We start from the raw sequence: 20,939 nt of genomic DNA, 5'->3' as shown, positions 1-20,939 counted from the left end.
TACCGCCCCTCGCTGTTGACTTACCAAAGCGCATCAGGTCAGGCAGGCAGATTGTGTGTTCTTTACTGAGCGTCCGTTATGGCAGGCGCTCAGCAAAAAAAAGCAGACGGAAAACCGTCTGCCAGGGTAATTACGCAGTAGTACGCTCGTTCCACGAGTCAGAATGAATGATGTTGCCGTCTTTATAGGTCCAGGTGATTTTTTCGTAGCGCAGCTCAATCTGTTCCAGATGGTTGTGCTTCTCGAAGGAGGGATCTTTGACGTCGTGCATCAGCGGGTTCACTTTCACCACCTTCACGTTTTCCAGTCTGGTGTTGAAGTACTCCACTTCCTGGCCCGCGTCGTTGATTTTGTACCACTTGAATTCGGCCGATTTCAGGGTCTGACCGGTGGTTACCGCCTTATACAGGTACGGGCTGGAGGAGTCGATTTCCTTGGTGAACAGGAAGGGGGTGTGGATACGCGTGCCGGTCAGCTTGCCGGTGTTGTTGTCGGTCGGGATGTACAGGTTATGCTCCTGCGCCACCACTTCGATGCTGCCCTCACGATCTCTAACATCTACAGACCCTTTGATGTCCGCACCGCCGTCGTCCTTGAGCCACAGATAAACAGGAATTGCCATGTTATTTCTCCATTTCATTTTTTAATGCGCCATCATCCTGCGATGACGCACGGGTGTTGCCCGGCATCTGGCAGGCGTTCGCCTGCGGCACCAGACTGATTTCGACACGGCGGTTCAGCGTCCGGCCTTCCGGCGTGTCATTGGTTGCGACAGGCCGTCTTTCGCCATAGCCCTGCACGGCAAAACAGCTCTCCGGCACGTCGCCGGTGTCGCGCATCCAGTCGCGCACCGATTCCGCACGCTTAAGGGAAAGCAGCTGGTTGGACTTGTCATCACCGGTGCTGTCGGTATGGCCCGCCACCACAATCAGCCAGCCGGGCTTCGCCTTAATGCCCACCAGCGAATTAACCAGCAGCTTCGTGGAACCCGGCTTCAGCGCCCACCTGCCGGTGTCGAACAGCGACATGCTGTCGAGGCGGATCGTCTGCGGTCCCTTCACGATCTGCTTGATGATCGGGCGAGGCGGAGGTGGCGGCGTCCAGTCGTTTATGGCTGCCTCCACAGACGGGATCAGACGCATCCCCTGATACAGCCCCAGACCGTAGCGCAGCGGCTCGCCGCGACGCAGCCAGTCATCAAGCAGGCGGCTATCGGCGCGAAGACGCTGCTGAGCCTGCAGTTTTGGCTCAGGGGGCGTACCGCTGAGGCGGTAATAGACGGCAAGGTGATCGCCAACGCTGCGGACCAGCCGCTGGTTGTTAATAAAGGAAGCCAGCATCGCCAGCGCGAGGAAAAGAAAACAGACACCCCCAGCCAGACGTATATCCTGCATCCGGCGACTGACACCCTGGCGGCGCGGCAGATACGGAAGAAGGACATCCGGGAGAGAGAGCATTTCCGACACGGGCGCACTGTCCGGGGCGAGCGTGGTGATCTCCCCTATTTGCTGCTGCCAGAGATTATCCGCAACGGCAGAGACCGGCGTCAGACTGATACCGCAGGCGCAGAGTGTCAGGGCCGGAAGTTCGGCCTGTCGGGTACTCAGCGGCGGGGTAATATGACGATCTGTCAGCGCCAGTACGCTGTTCAGCCAGAGCGTGTGGTAGAGCCGGAAAGCGTGACCGGCGGCCTCACGCTGCCAGTCCTCAACCGGAAGTGGAACATGGCTGCTCTGACGCACCCGCACACCCGGCAGGTCCGGCGTCACGGTAAACCAGCGCTCCTGTTGCGGGCATTCGCCGTCCGGCGGTGTTACCCAGACTGTGTTCCAGACTGGCGGCAGGCCATTCAGCCACGCGCGGCACTGCGCAATACTTCGCCGCCATCCGCGCAGGGACTGCGCCAGCCCCTCTTCTGAATGATGCTGCTCCGGCACAACCGCCAGCAGCACCGAAACCTGGGGTATCAGGTCAGGACGGACGTTCGCCAGATGCCGGGCCAGCAAAGGCAGTTGCTCAGCATTCTCTACCCGCAGATACCAGCCCTGGCGCGTTTCCCTATGCGCCAGGCCCTGCGAAAACAGCGATGCGGTATCGCCACAGACGAATACCACTGCCCCCTGAAATTCCTCGGGCGGCAGATTGTTCTCTTCGCGCTGCTCACGGGCCGCAGATAGACGCCGAAACCGTCGCCACTGCCGCCACAGCACCGCGCCGCCCGTCAGTAAAATACACAGGCAGAGGGCAAACCTGCTCCCGCCGGAAAGCGGCCAGAAACCCAGGACCAGCCACAGCGCCAGTACAGTAGTGAGCATCGTCAGTACTACCCGGGATAATTCACGCATCCCTTATCCCTGCCCTGCAATTTGTGACACCATCTGCGCCAGTACTGAGGAAAAGGTGAACCACAGCGCCACCAGCACCACAAAACCTGCCGCCCAGCCCAGCCAGTAGAGCCTGCGTCCACTGCGCAGCCCTGGTGCCTTGACCACCACAGGCGAATCCTGCGTCAGGGTAAAGGGCGGGACATGCTTGCTGAGCGCACGGATCACGTCCTCGCGCCGCTCGTCATTTTGCGCACGGTATTCGCCGACAAAACCGAGCTGTAACGTCCGGTACAGGCAGGTCAGTACCGCAACATCCGGCGCGGGTTCCCGCAGGATGAGGCGGATGCGCTCCCACAGCTCTTCACCCGCGTTCAGGGTGCTAAAAAACCGGGCCTGCAACGGATCTTTACGCCACCTGCGGTAGCCATCATCCTGCCTGTCACGGTTGAGCACGCTCTCATCCAGCAGGGCGCAGTAGGCATATAACATCCGGTCACAGCTCAGCTCGCTGAAGCCAGCCTGAGTCAGAGATTCGCGGGCGTCCTTCACCCACCGGCAGGCGTGGCGGTAAAGCGCCTCGCCGTCCTGGATCTCGTGGCCACTTCGCAACTGGCTGACCATCAGCCAGCCTGGATAAAACGTTTGGTTAATCAGGTCTATATCCGGGGTATTCATGAGCGCAGCACCGCAAAGAGTTCAAGTTTCACGTCACCCAGCGATTGCGGCGTGTAGAAGGTGCAGTTTCCTGCTTCCAGCATGGCGCGGGCCGCATCGGTGGACAGGTCAAGCGCAAAGTACTGGTTCTCCAGACGCAGCGGGATAGCCGCAGGGACATGGCTCAGCGGTTTAATGACCATGCCGCTCAGGGCGATATTGACCACCTCAGACACATCGTCATGGCTACCTGCTTTACACAGCTGCGGGAAGCGGGTCTGCAGTTCGTGGTTTGGCATGGAAGAACGCACGGAGAGATAGAAATCTGCGCCTTCGCGCAGCCGCGCATCGTGCAGTTTTCCGCGCCAGATTTCCTGGTCCTCACCCTGTTCCAGCGCAATGGCGATAACCCGCGACGGCAGGCTGGCCTCCAGAAGATGATCCAGAAGGGTAAACAGCGGGGGAAACACTCGCTCCGGCGTGTCGTGCCGGTAAGGAGGAATATCGTCGGCGTTGTGCTCGAGAGAAAACGTCAACAGGCTGCCGGCAAGCCGTGCCAGCTCCCGATACAGCAGTTCAGGGTGGCGTGTCGGCGTCTGGTGCAGCTCTGTCAGCACGGGCTCGGCGCTGTTCAGGGCATTAAGCAGCCAGAACAGGGAAACGTCCGCCACGGCGAAATCCGCCATCCGCTCATTGCTTTCACGTCGCATCGACATCAGACGCTTACGCCGTGCTGACAGGCGGTGCAGGAGATCCCTGAGTTCATCCGTCAGTACGGGACTGGCCTCCAGCGACAGCAGCGGTGGGATAAATTCGGCATCCCGGACCCACTGTCCCTGCGTATTGCGGGTAAGCCTCGCCACCGGGCAGGTCAGATACGCGCTGTTTTCCTGAGTGGATAGCCGCAGCGTCAGCGCATGACGCAGTACCGCCAGATCGCTACGTTCATGACCGGCAAGCTCCTGAACCGTCACCCGCTCAGACATCCAGCGACGAGGACGGGCGCTGTCGCGCCCGTCATCCAGATTACCGCCGTTCGCGCTGAGCAGGGGCAGGCACAGCAGCAGCTCTACACTCTCCTGCCCCACTGCGGACACATCACATACTGGCGGCAGGTTATCCGCCAGATCCGTGTCCACCAGCGTTCCGTCGGCAAAACGTACCGCCAGACGCGTGGCATTGAGGCGGGAGAGCGACAGTGCGCTGTCGTCAAACTCAGCGCACAGCACACCCCAGGGATGCGCCAGCGCCATTCGCGCGACGTTATCAGCAACGTGCGCATCCCAGCGGGCCTGCTGCTGGAACTGTTGCGGGGCCAGAAACGCCCCGTCACTCCATAACGGACGATAAATTTTCATCCCTGCTACCGCCTTACGCTTTCGCTTTCGGCATCTGGCTGACCAGAGACAGGTTCACGTCCATCCCTTCCACCTGGAAGTGCGGCACCGCATACAGACGCACGCGGAAGAAGCCCGGGTTGTCCTCGATGTCTTCCACTACCACCTTCGCATCGCGCAGCGGATGGGATGCCTGCAGCGCGTCGCCCGGATCGGTCATTTCGGTCACCAGACCCCGCACCCAGGTGTTCAGCTCCAGCTCCAGCAGGCGGCGATCCTTGGTGGTGCCGATGTTTTCACGCTGGATCAGCTTCAGGTAGTGGGCAATGCGCGACAGCAGGAAGATGTACGGCAGACGCGCGTTGATGCGGCTGTTGGCGGTCGCATCGGCGGTATCGTACAGCACCGGTTTCTGGGCAGAATTCGCCGAGAAGAAGCAGGCGTAATCGCGGTTCTTGTAGTACGACAGCGGGATAAAGCCGAGGTTGGCGAACTCGAACTCGCGGGTTTCCGGGATCATCACCTCTGACGGGATTTTCACCTGGTTACCGGTGCCGAGATCATACAGGTGGATAGGCAGATCTTTCACCGCGCCGCCCGCCTGCGGGCCACGGATCTGCACGCACCAGCCGTTGTTGATGAAGCTCTTCACCATATTGGAGGCGAATGAGAACGCCGCGCTGGTCCAGAGGTATTTCTCGTGATCCGGGCCTTTCACCTGCTCAACGTAGTTGAAGCTACGCACCGGCACGGTGTCCGGACCGTACGGCAGGCGGCCCAGCACGCGCGGCATTACCAGCCCGATGTAGCGGGAGTCGTCGGTGTCACGGAAGGATTTCCACTTGATGTATTCGGCGCGGTCGAAGTAGTTGGCGATATCCTTAATCGCGGCCACCTCTTCCATGGAGTCTTTCAGGAAGAATGTCGGGCCAACGGAGCCGATAAACGGCATATGTGCCGCGGCGGAGACGTTGGAGATGTTGCGCAGCAGCGCGATGTCCTGCGGGCTGGCGTCAAACTCGTAAGAGGAGATCACCGAACCGATCGGCTCACCGCCCGGGGTATCGTATTCGGCGGTGTAGGTGTGCCAGTAGAGGCCGCTCTGGATCAGTTCCGGCGCGTCCTCGAAGTCCTGACGCAGATCGTCTTTGGACACATCCAGAATTTCGGTTTTTACGTTCTGACGATAGTCAGTATTGTCGACCAGTTGTTTCAGGCCACGCCACAGGGATTCGACTTTCTGGAATTCAGGATGGTGCATTACCGCATCAAGCTGGCGGCTAATCTGGTAATCCAGTTCGGCGATATGGTGATCGATCAAGGTCTTGTCGAGCTTTTCCACCTGCTGCCCGGATTTACGGATACAGTCCATAAAGACCTGCATCGCCGCCGTCAAACGCTCGCCCACAGGCGCATCGGCAAGGGCAGCATCATCCATAAAGGCGTTGATATCGCCCAGATGAGAAGCCGGCGTCAGATTAATTTTTTCGAACAGGGAGGCGTAAACGCTCTCTTTTTCCAGCACCGTAGTATGACCCGGCGCCGCAGCAGTTTCAGTATTGACAGTCATCAGCATGTTCCCGATTAATCCATTAAAAGAGAGGCCCAACGATTATTTCGGGGCCAGCGCACTCATTTCTTCGCGTAATTCCTGAGACAGAGCTGGATCTTTGAGAATTTTCTCGAGCTCTTTTCTGAAAGTGGCGTTATCAAGGAGATTGGATTTAAGGTCGCGTAATAAATTACGCATTGCCAGCATGGCGCGGAGTTGAAGTATTTGACGAGCAACCTGTTCTGGCTCGAAATCTTTGATATCGGAAAAACTCAGCTTTACATTTTCTGCGGAGTCACTGTTTGACAGCGTATTCTTAACGCTCAGGTTCACCTCTGGATTAAATTCTGAAAGTACGCTGTTGAAGTTGTTTTTATTGACGTTGATTTTCTCTCGTTCAGACAATGGCCGGGATTCTTTGCCATTACTGAAATCACCCATGGTGAGGAGTTTAAGCGGCAGTTCGACATTCTTCTGCGCGCCCCCTGTATGCAGGCTCAATTTTAAATTTATTCGTGCTTTTGGCACTTCATTCTGGAACGTGTCAGCCATAGCATTCCCTTTCCTTGCAAAATGTTTATTGAGTGGATGGGCACTTTATTGCAAAAGCGATAATAGTGTAAACCACTAATAAAGATCAAGATTTTAGATCTTTGAGCCACCATAAGAAATTACTTAAGAATTTTCTTCTTCATTGAGAATATGATTAACATTACGCATGCCTGACAGATAAGAGAAATCAGCTGCTTTGTTTGAGAAGGCTAGACAAATAGGCTAGTAATATAAAAATCATTACTTTTATATCGAAATTATCATTATTTATTGATTTAGATCACTCCATTCAACAACGTATCTTTATTACGACTTTTATGGAGATTATTTCATTAGGAATATTCTTCGGCCTGTTCTTGCAGGCCTGCGCTGAGATTGACACCATTGTCAGACAAAAAATATCTCCAGCATTTTTTGTTTAAGAATTTAAGAGAGAATTGCGGGCTTCTTCATTCTGATTATGCAGCGCCGGAGACGAACCGCAGACTATTCTTTTCATTCGATACTCAAGGCAAAACCAACAGCAGAAATAAGAGATAGCGTTGACACCACCTACAAAGTATCTCGTCAGGTAAATGTCCAGGCAGGTCGCTATTATCTGAACAGAATATGTTGGTAGCCCTAACCGATTGACAGAATGGGGGGCGGTGGACGGATTTACCCGGACGCACCATTCTGCTGAATCTCAGTGCCTCTCTTTTTAATCCCCCCTTTCGACGAAAAGAAAACGGGCCCGAAAGCCCGTTGGTCGTGATGATTAGCTCAGTGCTTTTTCCTTTGCCCTTGTCGCCTGCTCCAGGTAACGTTGGTATCTTTCCCGAAACCAGACCTTTTGTTCGTCATTCATATTGCCAGTGACAGCACCAATATCAACGGGTCGTCCCATCGCCTGCATCCGGGCAAAACTGCGCGCCAGAAAGTCAAAATTGGTGACGGAATACGGATTGTGTTCGTTCATAGCATCTCCCTCCTGATTGTTGTTTATCGCAAGGTCATATGCTTTCTGAAGTCAGTATTCGCCTGTGGCAGAACATTTTTTACGCACTTCGTGCCTCGTTTACCCGCCAGACCTGCCGGGTTTCACATTTTTCGTCCACACTTGATCTACAGGACTTTTTTCGGCATGGCGTTGAGATAAGGATGCATAAAAAAATGAAAAAAATAGCGATTGTCGGCTCGGGTCCCACAGGGATTTACACGTTCTTTTCGTTGCTTGAGGCGAAAGAAGCGTTATCGATTACGGTTTATGAACAGGGTGATAAAGCCGGTATCGGCATGCCGTACAGCCATGACGATAACTCCAGGATGATGCTGGCCAACATCGCCAGTATCGAAATCCCTCCTCTCTTTATGACTTACCTCGACTGGCTACGTCTGCAACCTGTTGAGCATTTGGCCCGTTATGATGTTGCACGAGACTCCCTGCACGATCGACAGTTTCTGCCCCGCTTGCTTCTGGGCGAATACCTGCGCGATCGCTTTCTCGCCTGCGTGGAGCAGGCGAAAAAACAAGGCTTCGACGTTGAGATAAAAGAGTCTTGTCAGGTTACTGATCTGCAAGCAACACAAGACGGGGTCATGCTGTGGGAAGATTCGGCACCCGAGCCGCGTAGTTATGATTTTGTTGCGATTGCTACCGGGCATGTCTGGCCGGATGAAGAGGAGTCTAGCCGCACGTATTTCCCAAGCCCCTGGTCCGGCCTGATGGAAGCAACGGTTCCGGCCTGTCGGGTGGGCATTATGGGCACCTCATTGAGTGGTCTCGATGCGGCCATGGCGGTGGTTATCCAGCACGGGACGTTTATCGAATCTGATTCACAGCCATGCCGCTTTGAGCTCGATGATGGCCGTGAAGGGTTGAAGGTAGCGTTAATGTCGCGCACCGGAGTGTTTCCCGAAGCGGACTTTTACTGTCCGCTGCCCTACGAGCCCCTTGAGGTGGTCACAGACGCCGCGCTAAAGGCTGAAATCGAACAGGGCCCGGAGGGGTTACTTGACCGCGTCTTTGCCCTGATGGTAAAGGAGATTAGCCTTGCCGATCCGGCCTGGAGTGACCATATCGCGCTGGCGACCCATGATGCAGATAGCTTCTCAAAAGCCTGGTTCGCTGAACGTCGTGAGCATGACCCTTTTAAATGGGCCGAAGAGAATCTGCGTGAAGTCGAGGAGAACAAACGTAACAAGCATACCGTCCCCTGGCGATACGCTATTTTGCGTATGCATGAGCCGGTTCAGGAGATCGTGCCTCACCTGAACGATGACGACAGAAAAAGGTTTAAATCCGGCCTGGCCCGGGTCTTTATCGACAACTATGCGGCAATCCCCTCGCAGTCGATTCGCCGCCTGCTTGCACTGCGTGAGGCCGGGATCATCAACATTATCGCGCTGGGCACCGACTATCGTCTGGATATTCAGGAAGACCGAACCATCATTACCACTGACGAGCGGCGCTATGAATTTGATGTCTATATTGACGCACGCGGTCAGCGGGCACTAAAAACCAAAGATCTGCCATTCCCACGCCTGCGCGAACAGGTTCAGGCCGTCGGGGACGACATTCCGGACGTGACCGAGAATTACACTCTGCACGATCCCGTCGAAGCACGGGGCCGCATCGCCTTTGGTGCCCTGCCATGGCTGATGCAGGACCGACCCTTTGTGCAGGGTCTGACCGAAAGTGCTGACATTGGTGCCGCCATGGCGAGGGCCATTCTCTCTCCGTCGCAACGGATACGCCGACGCTTAGCCTAGCGTCGGCGTGACACAACGGGGGCGCTATGAGCGACGTTTTTCAGCAACGCTGCTGGCGTAGATAAAGCACAGGGCAATGCCCAGGCAGATCACGGCGCCAAAGCGGTTGAAGGAAAAAGGGATAGCCGCATTGCCCAGCCAGCCAAAATTGTCGATAAGCAGGCTCATGGCCAGTTGCCCAAAAATGACCGCCACCGTGGCTACGGCGGTGCCGATGCGTTGCACCGCTATCACCATAATAATGATGTAAGGGACGCCAAACAGGGCGCCGACCAGTTGCCATTTCGGAACATCCAGCAGCGTGACCGGATGAGCGGGTTCAAAGAAGAGGATGAGCAGCGACGTCACCAACGCGCCCACAGAAAAGGTCAGAAACGCGCTCTTGAAGACCCCCACTTTACTGCCAAGCTGCCCGTTAATCGCAGCCTGAATACTCAACATCGCCCCGCCAATCACGGCGAGCATAATCATTAATATCGTCATATCCTACCCCTGCGCGACGAAAATGAGCGCGGCAATAATAAACACCAGCGCAAGAAGCCGTTTACGGTCAATTTTACGGTGCGGCGTACCAAACAGGCCGTAATGATCTATCACCAGGCTTTTGAACACCTGCCCGGCCAGAATACCTATCATCGTTAACGCAATGCCGATCATTGGGGTGGTAACCGTCAGGATAATGACGTAAACCGGCCCAAGAATGCCGCCCAGCAGCTGCCAACCGGGTTGCGAAAAATACGAAGGCGCATTACGTGGACTAAAAAAGAGCATCAGCAAAAACGTTAACGCCGCGCCTACGCCAAATATGCTCAACGTTGCCCATAAATCGCCCACCTCTTGTCCCAGCGGCCCCAGCAGACCGGCCTCTACGGACAGTCCCATCCCTCCGGCAATGACTAACCCGATCAATAAAAATTGCATAGTAGTGACTCTTTTGTTGTTCAGGTCCGGAAGGGTACGCGTTTGTATTCATGAGAAAAATGCTACAATCGGATAAACACCTTTGCAGGATCTGCATCAATGACCGATTCGGGTAGTATCACCCTGCGTACCTTACTTATTTTTATAGAAGTCTATGAAACGCATAATTTTTCCGTGGTGGCACGCCAACAGGGGATCTCGGCTTCACAGGTGTCGCGGGTGATCCATCAGCTCGAAGATGCGCTCGGTCAGCAGCTCTTTTATCGCAACACGCGCTCAATCATCCCCACCGAAAATGGTCATCTGTTTATCCGCTATGCCCGAGAGATGACTCGTAGCCTCGACGAGGCGCGTCGGGAGCTAGCCGCCAGAACCCAGCAGCCCACCGGTCTGGTGCGTATTAACGCTCCGGTGTTTTTCGGCCAGCGGCACGTTGCCCCTACCCTGCCGGGCCTGAGCGAGCGCTATCCGGGACTGGATATCGAGCTCATTCTGACCGACGACTATATCGATCCGCATAAAGACGCTGCTGATGTGATCTTTCGCATCGGCGCGCTGACCAACTCGTCGTTTCACGCCCGTACCTTCGGACGCCAGGTGTATCATCTGGCCGCCGCCCCTGGCTATCTGCGCCACTCTGGCACGCCTGCGAGCCCTGACGACCTTTCATCTCACCGTTGTCTGGTATACCGGGGTTCTTCGGGTCCTAACCGCTGGTTTTTCCGCGCGATGGGCGCTGACTGGACGCACTACCCGGTGTCGCCCTTGATGACATCTAACAATGCGGAGGCTTTGCTCATCGCCGCGCTGGGGGGTATGGGGTTGGTGCTGTTTCCGGACTGGCTGATTGGCGATAAGCTGCAAAGCGGGGAACTTGTTGCGCTACTGCCCGAATTTGAGGCGACCATCAATACCGAGCCGCAACTGATTTCGGCACTTTATCCCGATGCGCGTCATCCTTCTCTGAATGTCAGGGCGGTCATTGATTACTATCTGGAGGCGTTTGGCTCGCCACTCTACTGGCAGAGGGGATAAAAAAACGCGGCCTGAGCCGCGTTTAGATTATTCGCAGTAAACGTCCGGATTATCCGAAAGCGAAACGAATGATTTGCTGTTTTTATCCAGCGCATGAATCACGCCGCTTTCAATATCGTAGACCCAGCCATGCAGGCGCAGCGCGTTGTTACGCAGACCGACCGCGACAGACGGATGGGTTTTAATGTTATTAAGCTGCGCAATGACGTTTTCCTGCACCATCGCGTTCACTTTATCTGTCTCGTTTTCCCAGCTTTTCTTATCCACTACCGCTTTCGCCGCGTCTGAGTAACGTAACCAGTGGGCGACAGCCGGCATCGGCTCCAGATCCTGGTTCGCGGCGATGGCTTTCATCGCGCCACAGTTGGAGTGGCCGCAAATCACGATATCGGTCACGCCCAACGCAACCACCGCATATTCGATGGTTGCAGACACGCCGCCCGGCTCTGGGCCGAATGACGGAACGATGTTGCCCGCGTTACGAATCACAAAGAGCTGTCCCGGTTCCTGCTGGGTGACCAGTTCCGGTACCAGGCGGCTGTCGGAGCAGGAGATAAAAAGCGCTTTGGGGTTCTGGCTGGAAGCCAGGCTGCGGAACAGTTCTTTACGTTGTGGGAAAATTTCTTTCTGAAAGTTGAGGAAACCCTCAATGATATGTTGCATAGCACTGTCTCTTTTTCGGTTTTAATGACTGCATGACAAAGATCACAGTTTTAAAGTGTACCACCGGCAGGTAAAACCGGAAGGGGAATTAAGCGAGATGACACGTTTTGCAAGAAAATCCCCGGCCAGGCCGGGGAAGGAAAATCAGAACTGGTAATTGAGGCTCACCGAGAAGTGACGGGGATCGCCATAGACGGCGGAGTCATCCAGGTATGAATAGTATTCACGATCAAACAGGTTGCTGACGTTCGCCTGCACCGCTAGCTGTCGGGTCAGCTGGTAGCGAGCAAACAGATCCACCAGCGGATAGCTGCCCTGATGGAGGCGCTGCGTCTCGCCATCAGGCCCGGTCACGTCTTTGTAGACCCGGTTTTGCCAGTTCACGCCGCCGCCGACTGTCAATTCCGGCAGCATCGGAAGCTGGTAACGGGTAAAGAGCTTGAGCTGCGTTTGCGGCGCATAGCTGTTAAACCGGCCGCGCTTATCCCGCGCCACGTAACGCGTCGCACTGAAGGTGAGCTGCAGATTATCGGTGACGGCACCGTTAACTTCCAGCTCAGCCCCTTTGCTCACCGCGCCTTCCGTCTCCTGATAGGCCTGCTCGCTGGAGCCGTTAACAAACTGGCCGCTGATCGCCTCGGCGGCATGCTCCTGCTCAATGCGGAAAATGGCCAGATTGGTCGTCAGGCGGCCATCCGCCCAGTCGGCTTTCAAACCAGTTTCGTAGTTTTTGCCGGTCACCGGCGAGAGCCATGCGCCGCGGGGGTCGCGTTTTGTCTGCGGTGAGAAGATTGAGGTATAGCTGGCGTAGCCCGACAGACTGTCGGTGATGTCATAAACCACGCCGCCATAAGGGGTGAGGTTATATTTCCGCATCTCACCGCTGCTGCCGTTGGTGTTGTACTGGGTGTAACGCGCCCCCAGAATCAGCGACAGCGGATCGGTGATCGACAACCGTGCTGCGGTGTAGGCTGATTTCTGCCGGACAACATCATCCGCATTCTGATACCAGTCGCCCCAGGTCGGTTCTGCCACGCTGCCGTCCCAGTTATTGCTAAAAATGCCCATCTGCTCGCTGTCCAGCGGGCCATCGCGGCTTTCGGTCGCATTATGCTGGCGGCTATAGTTGGCTCCCGCCATCAGCTGATGCTGGCGTCCCAGCAGCTCGAAGGGGCCGCTGAGATACGCATCCCAGGCGTCGAGCTTACGTTCGCCGCGATCTTTACTGCCCCAGCCGGTGGTGCCTTCGCCGGTGTTCACATCGGGGTTGCCCATCACATACAGCAAGGTATCGTTAAAGGTCTGCTCTCCGTGCGTCCCGTTAAGGCGGAATGTCCAGCCATTATCCCAGGCGTGGGTGAGGGTCGCGAAGACCTTACGTGATTCAACCTCATAACCCGTCCAGTCGGCCGCCGTGTTGGTACTGTGGTTGTAATGGGTTCTGGTGCCATTGCTATAAAGACTCGGCAGGCCGCCCCAGGTTGGATTAGCGGTATTATTCTGCTGATAATCCCAGCCCAGCGACAACGTTGTGCGTTCGGTCAGATCGGCATCCACCACGCCGTAGAGGAATTTCTTTCTTTTATGGTAGCGATCCAGCCAGCTGTCTTGATCCTGATACCCCGTCACCACTCGCCCGCGCAGGCTGGCGTCGCTGTTAAGCGGTGTGGCAAGATCGGCGACGTAGCGCTGTGCATTCCAGCTGCCGTAGCTGGCGCTAATATTCGCTGCGGGGGTTTTCGAGGCAGCTGTTTTTCGCACCATGTTAATAGAGGCCCCCGGATCGCCAGCCCCGGTCATGAGCCCGGTCGCCCCGCGCACCACTTCGATGCGATCGTAGATGGCGGTATCTCCCGCCGCGTCGCCGTAGTTCCACGCATCGCCCGTGGCGGTGGGGATGTCATCGTAAGAGAAGCTCGTGATCGCAAAGCCGCGCGAATAGTAATAACTACGCTCGCTGTCGATGGCCTGGGACGAAACGCCCGTGGCGTTGGTTAAGACGTCATCCACCGACTGGAGGTTTTGATCCGCCATCCGCTGGGTGGTTACCACGCTCACCGCCTGGGGGATGTCGCGCGGTGCCAGCACCATTTTCGTGCCCGCCCGCGTGGTTTTTACCGCATAGTCTTGCTGTGACTCAGCCGTGCTTTCGCCGCTGCCATACACCACCATGTCTGCTTCGTCAGCGGCATATGCCGGCTGCACCAGCGCATGGATTGCCACCGCCAGCAGAGAAACGGTAAGCGGTTTAAGTGGGATCGACGCGGCGAGTTTCCTGCCACGCTTTCTGCGTAGAAATGTCATCTTGTGCCCTGCCCTTTATCGTCTTTTACGCCAGCGTCTGATGCCCACTGAGCGCCAATGCGAATAGTAATGAGAACTATTTGTTTTATTATGAGGAGAGCAATGTAAGGGATATGTCAGCAAATGTATAGCGCTCGTCAACAATCTCGCCATGCAGTGCATGTGTGAAACGTGGCGCGTAACCGCACAGATTGCGACGTGCAGTTTGCCTGTCACCTGCCTATACTGAGCCGATGATCAAACTGATAAAGCAGGTGGTGTATGGAAATCGATCTCGATAATCTGGTCTTTAGCGGGCTGGATGAGGCAGAAGAGCGTAACGCAGAGCGTCTGGAAGATGCAGATAAGAAAGCTCAGGAAATTATCGCGGACAACGACTGCGGCGATGCCTGCAAGATCTAAATGAAATGCCCCGATACCTCGGGGCTTTTTATTACTTATCGAGGCCTTCAATGGCTTGCTGAGCGCAGGCTTCATCAAGTTGGCCCCCCGGTGCGCCGCCGATACCGATGGCACCAATCACCTCATCCCCCTCTTTCACCGGTAGCCCACCCGCGAGCAGCAAGAAGCCAGGAACATCACGCATGTTTTGTGCCCCGGCATTGTTTTGCGCCGCCTCCATCACCTTGCCGGAGGAATTTTTGGTGCTCAGGGCAGTCCAGGCTTTCATTTCACTGGCCTTAACCGTATGCGGACCCGCGTTATCCGTGCGCTGGACGGCTTTTACCACCCCTGCGCGATCGACCACGGTCACCGTGACCTGATAGTTTTTGGCCATGCAGGCCTGAATGGCCGCCGTCGCCAGGGCATTGGCCTGGGTCAATGAGAGGCTTTTCTGCGCGACAGACTGCGCCTGTGCCGATACGCTTACCAGACCCGCAATCAGGGCCGCTGCCATCATTCTCTTTTTCATCGCTCATTCTCTTGTGAGGGGAAACAGGCACAGAGTACGAAAGCGCGCGATGAAAAGTTATTCGGTTGATTACGCAATCCACCTGGTAGTTATACGGATTGCAATTTGTCATATTCACGTATGGCCTGCACCAGGCTGGTGACGCCCAGCTTGGCGAAGACTGCCGCCCGGTGCGCCTCTACCGTACGCGGGGAGAGATGCAGCCGCTGCGCCACCTCTTTGTTACTATGGCCTTCCATCAGTGCTTTCAGCACCTCATGTTCGCGGGCGGTGAGCTGCTCAAATAAGATTCGCACGCGCCGGCTTTCCTGCCAGCGCGTCATGCGCGCGGTGCTCTCCTCGAGCGCGAAACCGAGGGTTTCGATAAGCTTATCGGCGTCCAGAGGCTTAGTGAAGAACTCAAACACCCCGTTATGAAATGCCCGGCGACAGGCGTCGATGGTCCCATGTCCGGTCATCAGGATCACCGGCAGCAGCGGCCACGGCCACTGCCCCTCTTCCAGCCACGTCAATCCCCCTTTCCCCGGCATGCGCATATCCAGCAGCAGGCAGCCGGTCAAGGATGGGTCGCTGCCGTGCACGGCAATAAAGGCGGCAATGCTCTCGAAGGGAACGACCTGCCAGCCCATATTCGAGAGCAAAAAGGCTAAGGATTCCCGGATGGCCGCATCGTCATCGATTAAATAGATGTGACTACCCATGTGTTGTCTCCTCCGGATGGGTGAATTGCAGCGCGATCCGGGCTCCGCCTTCGGGCGCATTATGCAGTGAAATCGTGCCGTTCATTCTCTCTACCAGCGACTCCGTCAGGGTCATCCCCAAGCCGATACCCGCCTGCCGGCCGCTATAAAACGGCATAAAGGCCTTCTCGAGGGCTTCAGGGGTAAAGCCGGGGCCACCGTCGGTTAATGTTACCAGGATATGCTCAGCCCGACGCTGGCTGGCAATATGTACCCAGCCCGCCGGGCGCTCTTGCTGGGCCTGAATGGCGTTGCTGAGCAAGTTATGCAGCACCTGCTCCAGCCATAAACGGTCTGCCAGGATGCAGCGTCCATCAGGGGGAAAATCGTGGGTAATGCGAATATGTTTCGCACTGCGTTCATGTTGCAGTAAATTGCCCACATGCTGCCAGCACTCGGCCAGATCGACCGCCTGTAAATCCACTTTCTCTTCGGCCACATGTTTACGAAAGCGGTTTAGCAAGGCGCTGATCCGCTGCGTTTGCACCAGGGCTGCGTCCAGTGCCTGTCCTGTGACATCCAGATTCCCTTGTCGCACCTGTCGCTTTGCACCCTGTATCCAGGTCTGCGCGGCCGTCAACGGCTGGTTAATTTCGTGGACAATCCCGGCGGTGATCTCCCCCAGCGTATTCAGGCGGGCATGCTGATAATACCAGGCGCGGCGTTCGGCATTCTGCCGCTGCAGACGCTGCCAGACGAACAGTCGACCGACCCCGGTCACCGCGCCGCAGAGCAGAATCAGCAGCATGAACGGCCCGGCAGAGACCTGAAACCAGGCCGGCTTTGCCTCGGCGCTCAGCAAGAACGGTTGAGTGTGCTGAGGAAACGGGCGCTGCCAGTGCCAGAAGGCCGTGGTGTCGGGTGCGGCAACAGGATCGGTGAGATACAGGCGCAAGGCGGTAAAACGGTGGTGGGTCTCCAGCATGGGTTGCAGGTCAATGCGCACCCGTATTTGTCGCCAGGGGTTATAGAGCCAGTATTGATTGCCGCCTGAGGGTTCAACGCGTGCGGCATCGAGGCGACGGTTAGCCGTTTTTTCCAGCGCCACAATTTGCGGAAATTTTTTGCGCAACGCCAGCAGATCTTCATCGCCGCTAAGCAGCGGCAGAACCGATTCGTTTTGGGTGAGTATCGCACCGATGGCTGACCAGAGGGCGCTGAAATCCCGATCGCGATCCCAGTACTGACGGCGGATTTGCTCGGCGTAGAGTAGCGCGCTACAGAGCAGACTAAAGGAGAGCCAGAGCAGGAGGCTACGTCTAATAAAATTTTTGCTGTTCATCCGGTTAGCTGGCGTGGTGGGTAGACGCCAGAAACCTTAGCAGGTTGTCAGGTTACGGACAAAAGGTGCCGGGGATCCCGGTCACAGAACGCACACCTCGTTCCAGTAAGTTTCCCGCATGAAGCGGTTTTTAACGTTGCGTTTGCGCATGGAACCACTCCGGGTCGATAGTGGCGATGTCCACGCCATACAGGCTGGCGACAGGCAAAATCGACTCAATAATACGTTGCGCACTGTTCTCTGCACGCGTTTCGGGTGTGGCAAAAAACCGCCGTAACGTACTTATCCATTTTCGCATGGTCCTGTTCCTCGTCATTTCAGCCTGCCCTTAGTTAAGCAGCAGAAAGAGGACGAGGGAAATACCAAAACCGGCAGAGGTTTTGCGAAATTCGCACAAACCGGACGGGCAGCGCAAAGCGCCCGCGTGCGTGGTGGTTAGCCTGCCAGCGCTTTAATGACGCGCTCCATCGCTTCGGTGGTTAATTCACTTCGCTTCACGCGCTGGTTCGCCAGTGATGTTCTCACTACCCCGGCAATCACAATATGCTTCGGTTCCTGTCCCAGATCACGCATCTCAAGCACCACTTTTCCTACCACCCGGCACATCTCCTGATACAGCGCGTCGTCTTTGCTCACATTGCCCATCGCTTTCACTCCTTTGCCCGAAAAGGCCAGCTTAAAGCATTCATACCTCTTATACAAAAAAAGCCCGGCGAGTGGCTCACCAGGCTTTTTTAAAATAAATCAGGGGATTAGTTATTTACCGGGATCACCGCGCCTTTATATTTGGTGCGGATCCAGTCCTGAATCTCTTTCGAGTGCAGCACGTCCACCAGCGCCACGATATCTTTCTTCTTCTCATCGCCACGATGCACGGTGATGATGTTGGCATACGGGTTGTTCTCACCGCTCTCTACCGCGATGGGGTCGTGAACCGGGTCCAGACCAGCATCAATCGCGTAGTTGGCGTTAATCACCACGGCGGCGCCTTCGTCATTGTTATACATCTGCGGCAGCAGAGAGGCCTCCACGTTCGGCGTAAACTGCAGTTTTTTCGGGTTTTCCACGATATCGCTAATGCGGGCGGTTACTTTGTCGACACCCGGCTTCAGCTTAATCACGCCCTCTTTCTCGAAAATGGAGAGGATTCGGCCCTCTTCAGACACGGCGTCACGCATGATGATTTTGCCGCCTTCCGGCAGATCCTTCAGCGATTTGTATTTTTTAGAGTAGATACCGATAGGCTCAATGTGGATAGCGCCTGCGCTGACAAAGTCATACTCTTTGTCACCGGCGTGGTCTTTCAGCACGCTGTTCAGATAAGGGATATGCTGGAAATAGTTGGCGTCAATATCACGCCCCGCCAGCGCGGTGTTCGGCAGAATATAGTCCTGGAAAGGTTTAATCTCCAGGTCGATACCCTGCTTCGCCAGAATCGGCTTAGCCTGCTCCAGAATTTCCGCATGCGGGGTGTTAGACGCGCCCACGGTCAGGGTGTCGGCCCAGGAGGCAAAGCTCAGGGCGCTCAGGGTTGCGGCGGCGATCAGCGTCAGTGTTTTTTTCATGATGTTGGTTCCTGTGTGTTATTCGTGATTATCTTTTATCTAACAGTGAAGTAATGACATCGCCGCAGAACTGGATAATGAAAACGATGATTAAAATGGTCACCGTTGCCACCAGCGTGACGTCACCATGGTTGCGCTGGAATCCTTCCAGATAAGCCAGATTTCCTAAACCGCCAGCACCAATCACCCCTGCCATTGCGCTGTAGCTCACCAGGGCAATCAGCGTGACCGTCATGCCTGATACCAGCGCGGGTGATGACTCCGGCAATAAAACCCGAAAGATTAATGTGCTCAGTCGTGCGCCCATCGATCGCGTGGCTTCAATAACGCCTTTATCCACTTCGCGCAGGGCGATCTCCACCAGACGCGCATAGAAAGGGGCCGCCCCGACAATCAACGCCGGCAATGCGGCGTTAGCGCCGAGAATGGTGCCCACCACGGTTTTGGTGAAGGGGATCAGCAGCACGATCAGAATGATGAAAGGAATCGAGCGGAAGACGTTCACCACAATGGAGATCAGGCTATAGACCGTGCGGTTCTGGAACATACCGCCGCGGGCGGTTAAAAAGAGCGCCAGTCCCAGAATCAACCCCAGCGCAAATGTCGCCACGCCAGACAAGGCTGTCATGTACAGCGTCTCCTGGGTGGCGGCCCAGAGCTGGTCCCACTTCAGGTGTGGGAAGAGATTTTCAGCCATGTTTAACTACCTCGCCTTCAATATCGCTTTGCTGCAGGTCGGCGAGGATATTGTTAAGTTGTTCTTCCGTTGCAACGACGTGCAGCCAGAGCTGTCCGAAGACGCCGTGGGCGGTTTGTGTCATTTTGCCGTGCAGTATGTTAAAGGGCAGGCCATAGCGCAGGGTCAGCTCCCCAACGATCGGCTGATGGGTGCTGTGACCGGTAAAGGTCAGTTTGATTACCGTGCCTTCCAGCGCGTTTGTCAGTTCCGGATTGAAGGTTTCCTCTTCTGCATACTGGCTTACCTGACGCACAAATTGCTGCGTGATCGCCTTTTGCGGATGGGTAAAGACCTGCAGCACCTCGCCCTCCTCCACCACTTTGCCGTTTTCCATCACCGCCACGCGGTCGCAGATTTTGCGCACCACGTGCATTTCGTGGGTGATCAATACAATGGTCAGCTTAAAGCGACGGTTGATGTCCAGCAGTAGATCGAGGATCTGATCGGTGGTTTGCGGGTCAAGCGCCGAGGTGGCCTCGTCGCAGAGCAGCACATCCGGATTATTGGCCAGCGCCCGGGCAATGCCTACGCGCTGTTTCTGCCCGCCGCTCAGTTGGGATGGATAAGCATTTTCACGCCCTTTTAAACCCACCAGTTCTACCAGCTCGGCGACGCGCGCAGCGATCCTGGCTTTGGATACGCCGGCAATTTGCATAGAGAAGGCGATGTTCTCACTCACCGTGCGCGACCAGAGCAGATTAAAGTGCTGAAACACCATGCTGATCTTCAGACGTGCCTGACGCAGGGCCTCGCCTTTCGCCGCGGAAATCTCCTGCCCGTTAATGGTCACCGTGCCTGTAGTCGGTTTTTCCAGTCCGTTTAACAGGCGAATCAGCGTACTTTTTCCGGCACCGCTGTAGCCAATGATGCCGTAAATTTGCCCCTGCTCAATCGCCAGGTTGACGTCGTCAACGGCGGTCAGCGAGACTTTTCCGTCATCAAAAATCTTCGAAATATTCCTGAGAACTATCATTCTTATACTTATCCGTTAGCATTTAGCGGTTTAGCAGTATGGATGTCCAAATGATAGTAATCAGCCGTGATTATCTTTGAAATGACCAAAAAAGAATTTCATATAATTTTGAGTTATAAACGGCAGTTTGACTGGGGAGAGCGGGATAGCTGCATTATGGAAAAGGTCAGCTATTTTCCGCAAATGTACCTCTGGTTCGCCTTTTACCCGGATTCAGGGGCCAGAAAGGGCGGCGTATCGCTGGAAAAGCAGCAAATCTGGCAAATTTGCGGTTAGGTTTTTCGTTGCCGCAACATCCGCCTGGGCAAGCTTAACGCGTTGATAACAATCCTTTGTGAATCTGCACATATAATTTTTGAAACGCTGTTTTCATTTTCCTTTTGCGCATACTTAGGCGTATAATGCGCGCCTAATCCCTGATGAATGGTTTCAGCGCTTGGAATACAAAAAACAACGCATACAACTTTCCCTCACCTCCTGGGCTGAAACACAGGCACACTTTCTTCTGCACGCTCAATTGATGTCACCTATCCTTACTGCGTGCCATAAAATCATTCGCAACACAGGTTTGACTCTGAGGCCCAGCGCCCCCGGAGCGAGATTTCCATATCCTTCTCAACTTAAAGACTAA

23 protein-coding genes are annotated in these 20,939 nt (G+C 55.4%); 4 read left to right on the top strand and 19 right to left on the bottom strand.

Going from position 1 to position 20,939, the window contains the following annotated elements:
• Positions 1-130: 130 nt before the first annotated feature.
• The 7 genes from hcp to glgS all read right to left on the bottom strand — a co-directional run bounded on the left by hcp (position 131) and on the right by glgS (position 7,380).
• Entirely contained in the window at positions 131-622 is a 492-nt protein-coding gene (gene hcp, locus B3511_RS08385; protein ID WP_286781704.1) for a type VI secretion system effector Hcp, read from the bottom strand.
• Between the two features lies 1 nt (position 623).
• A complete protein-coding gene (locus tag B3511_RS08380) occupies positions 624-2,345 on the bottom strand; it encodes an OmpA family protein (RefSeq protein ID WP_286781703.1) in 1,722 nt (573 codons plus the stop codon).
• A gap of 3 nt (positions 2,346-2,348) precedes the next feature.
• The gene (gene tssL / locus B3511_RS08375) at positions 2,349-3,002 is read right to left on the bottom strand and encodes a type VI secretion system protein TssL, short form (protein WP_286781702.1); all 654 of its coding nucleotides are present in this window, start codon (positions 3,000-3,002) and stop codon (positions 2,349-2,351) included.
• Positions 2,999-4,339, bottom strand: coding sequence for a type VI secretion system baseplate subunit TssK (gene tssK / locus B3511_RS08370; RefSeq protein ID WP_286781700.1), 1,341 nt, complete (start codon positions 4,337-4,339; stop codon positions 2,999-3,001). The genes tssL and tssK overlap by 4 nt, the downstream gene beginning before the upstream one ends.
• Before the next feature lie 13 nt (positions 4,340-4,352).
• Positions 4,353-5,888: a type VI secretion system contractile sheath large subunit gene (tssC, locus tag B3511_RS08365; RefSeq protein WP_286781698.1), complete on the bottom strand. Its 1,536-nt coding sequence runs from the start codon at positions 5,886-5,888 to the stop codon at positions 4,353-4,355.
• Positions 5,889-5,930: 42 nt separating this feature from the next.
• Complete coding sequence (gene tssB, locus B3511_RS08360) at positions 5,931-6,422, bottom strand: type VI secretion system contractile sheath small subunit (protein WP_286781696.1); 492 nt, start codon at positions 6,420-6,422, stop codon at positions 5,931-5,933.
• Positions 6,423-7,179: 757 nt separating this feature from the next.
• On the bottom strand, positions 7,180-7,380 hold the full coding sequence (glgS, locus tag B3511_RS08355) for a cell surface composition regulator GlgS (protein ID WP_212477963.1): 201 nt from the start codon (positions 7,378-7,380) through the stop codon (positions 7,180-7,182).
• Between the two features lie 194 nt (positions 7,381-7,574).
• Here glgS and B3511_RS08350 point away from each other — a divergent pair, with 194 nt between their 5' ends.
• Positions 7,575-9,173, top strand: a complete 1,599-nt coding sequence (locus B3511_RS08350; protein WP_286781693.1) for an FAD-NAD(P)-binding protein — start codon at positions 7,575-7,577, stop codon at positions 9,171-9,173.
• Positions 9,174-9,197: 24 nt separating this feature from the next.
• Here the strand turns inward: B3511_RS08350 and B3511_RS08345 are convergent, their stop codons facing one another.
• Entirely contained in the window at positions 9,198-9,656 is a 459-nt protein-coding gene (locus B3511_RS08345; RefSeq protein ID WP_286781692.1) for a DMT family transporter, read from the bottom strand.
• Positions 9,657-9,659: 3 nt separating this feature from the next.
• Entirely contained in the window at positions 9,660-10,094 is a 435-nt protein-coding gene (locus B3511_RS08340; RefSeq protein WP_046885942.1) for a DMT family transporter, read from the bottom strand.
• A gap of 99 nt (positions 10,095-10,193) precedes the next feature.
• Here B3511_RS08340 and B3511_RS08335 point away from each other — a divergent pair, with 99 nt between their 5' ends.
• Positions 10,194-11,129: a LysR family transcriptional regulator gene (locus tag B3511_RS08335; RefSeq protein ID WP_286781691.1), complete on the top strand. Its 936-nt coding sequence runs from the start codon at positions 10,194-10,196 to the stop codon at positions 11,127-11,129.
• 27 nt (positions 11,130-11,156) lie between these two features.
• Here the strand turns inward: B3511_RS08335 and B3511_RS08330 are convergent, their stop codons facing one another.
• Together B3511_RS08330 and fhuE are read right to left on the bottom strand one after the other, a co-directional pair.
• Positions 11,157-11,792, bottom strand: a complete 636-nt coding sequence (locus B3511_RS08330; RefSeq protein WP_040075960.1) for a carbonic anhydrase — start codon at positions 11,790-11,792, stop codon at positions 11,157-11,159.
• 144 nt (positions 11,793-11,936) lie between these two features.
• Positions 11,937-14,096 (bottom strand): ferric-rhodotorulic acid/ferric-coprogen receptor FhuE, encoded by a 2,160-nt coding sequence (gene fhuE, locus B3511_RS08325; protein ID WP_286781688.1) that lies wholly within the window; start codon positions 14,094-14,096, stop codon positions 11,937-11,939.
• Positions 14,097-14,357: 261 nt separating this feature from the next.
• Here fhuE and B3511_RS08320 point away from each other — a divergent pair, with 261 nt between their 5' ends.
• Positions 14,358-14,498 carry a hypothetical protein gene (locus B3511_RS08320; protein WP_046885940.1) on the top strand — a complete coding sequence of 47 codons (141 nt, stop codon included), beginning with the start codon at positions 14,358-14,360 and terminating at the stop codon, positions 14,496-14,498.
• A 31-nt stretch (positions 14,499-14,529) separates the two neighbouring features.
• Here B3511_RS08320 and B3511_RS08315 read toward each other — a convergent pair whose 3' ends face one another.
• The 8 genes from B3511_RS08315 to B3511_RS08280 form a co-directional block, all read right to left on the bottom strand.
• Complete coding sequence (locus tag B3511_RS08315; protein ID WP_286781685.1) at positions 14,530-15,009, bottom strand: GlcG/HbpS family heme-binding protein; 480 nt, start codon at positions 15,007-15,009, stop codon at positions 14,530-14,532.
• A gap of 89 nt (positions 15,010-15,098) precedes the next feature.
• Positions 15,099-15,710, bottom strand: coding sequence for a response regulator transcription factor (locus B3511_RS08310; RefSeq protein ID WP_286781684.1), 612 nt, complete (start codon positions 15,708-15,710; stop codon positions 15,099-15,101).
• The gene (locus tag B3511_RS08305) at positions 15,703-17,031 is read right to left on the bottom strand and encodes a sensor histidine kinase (protein ID WP_286781682.1); all 1,329 of its coding nucleotides are present in this window, start codon (positions 17,029-17,031) and stop codon (positions 15,703-15,705) included. The genes B3511_RS08310 and B3511_RS08305 overlap by 8 nt, the downstream gene beginning before the upstream one ends.
• 130 nt (positions 17,032-17,161) lie before the next feature.
• Positions 17,162-17,329, bottom strand: a complete 168-nt coding sequence (locus B3511_RS08300) for a hypothetical protein (RefSeq protein ID WP_046885936.1) — start codon at positions 17,327-17,329, stop codon at positions 17,162-17,164.
• Between the two features lie 137 nt (positions 17,330-17,466).
• Positions 17,467-17,676, bottom strand: coding sequence for a fumarate hydratase FumD (gene fumD / locus B3511_RS08295; protein WP_040075964.1), 210 nt, complete (start codon positions 17,674-17,676; stop codon positions 17,467-17,469).
• Positions 17,677-17,783: 107 nt separating this feature from the next.
• The gene (locus B3511_RS08290; protein ID WP_286781679.1) at positions 17,784-18,596 is read right to left on the bottom strand and encodes a MetQ/NlpA family ABC transporter substrate-binding protein; all 813 of its coding nucleotides are present in this window, start codon (positions 18,594-18,596) and stop codon (positions 17,784-17,786) included.
• A 28-nt stretch (positions 18,597-18,624) separates the two neighbouring features.
• Positions 18,625-19,293 (bottom strand): methionine ABC transporter permease, encoded by a 669-nt coding sequence (locus tag B3511_RS08285; protein WP_040075965.1) that lies wholly within the window; start codon positions 19,291-19,293, stop codon positions 18,625-18,627.
• Entirely contained in the window at positions 19,286-20,308 is a 1,023-nt protein-coding gene (locus tag B3511_RS08280) for a methionine ABC transporter ATP-binding protein (protein WP_207293604.1), read from the bottom strand. Before B3511_RS08280 ends, B3511_RS08285 begins: the two co-directional genes overlap by 8 nt.
• 436 nt (positions 20,309-20,744) lie before the next feature.
• Between B3511_RS08280 and B3511_RS20725 the strand changes: the two genes are divergently transcribed.
• Positions 20,745-20,939, top strand: coding sequence for a hypothetical protein (locus tag B3511_RS20725; protein WP_422655491.1), 195 nt, complete (start codon positions 20,745-20,747; stop codon positions 20,937-20,939).

Source organism: Leclercia sp. UBA1284, from assembly GCF_002308415.1.
Taxonomy (GTDB): domain Bacteria; phylum Pseudomonadota; class Gammaproteobacteria; order Enterobacterales; family Enterobacteriaceae; genus Enterobacter; species Enterobacter pneumoniae.
The sequence above is the reverse complement of the archived record's forward strand: the minus strand, read 5'-3'. Positions and strand labels throughout refer to the sequence as shown.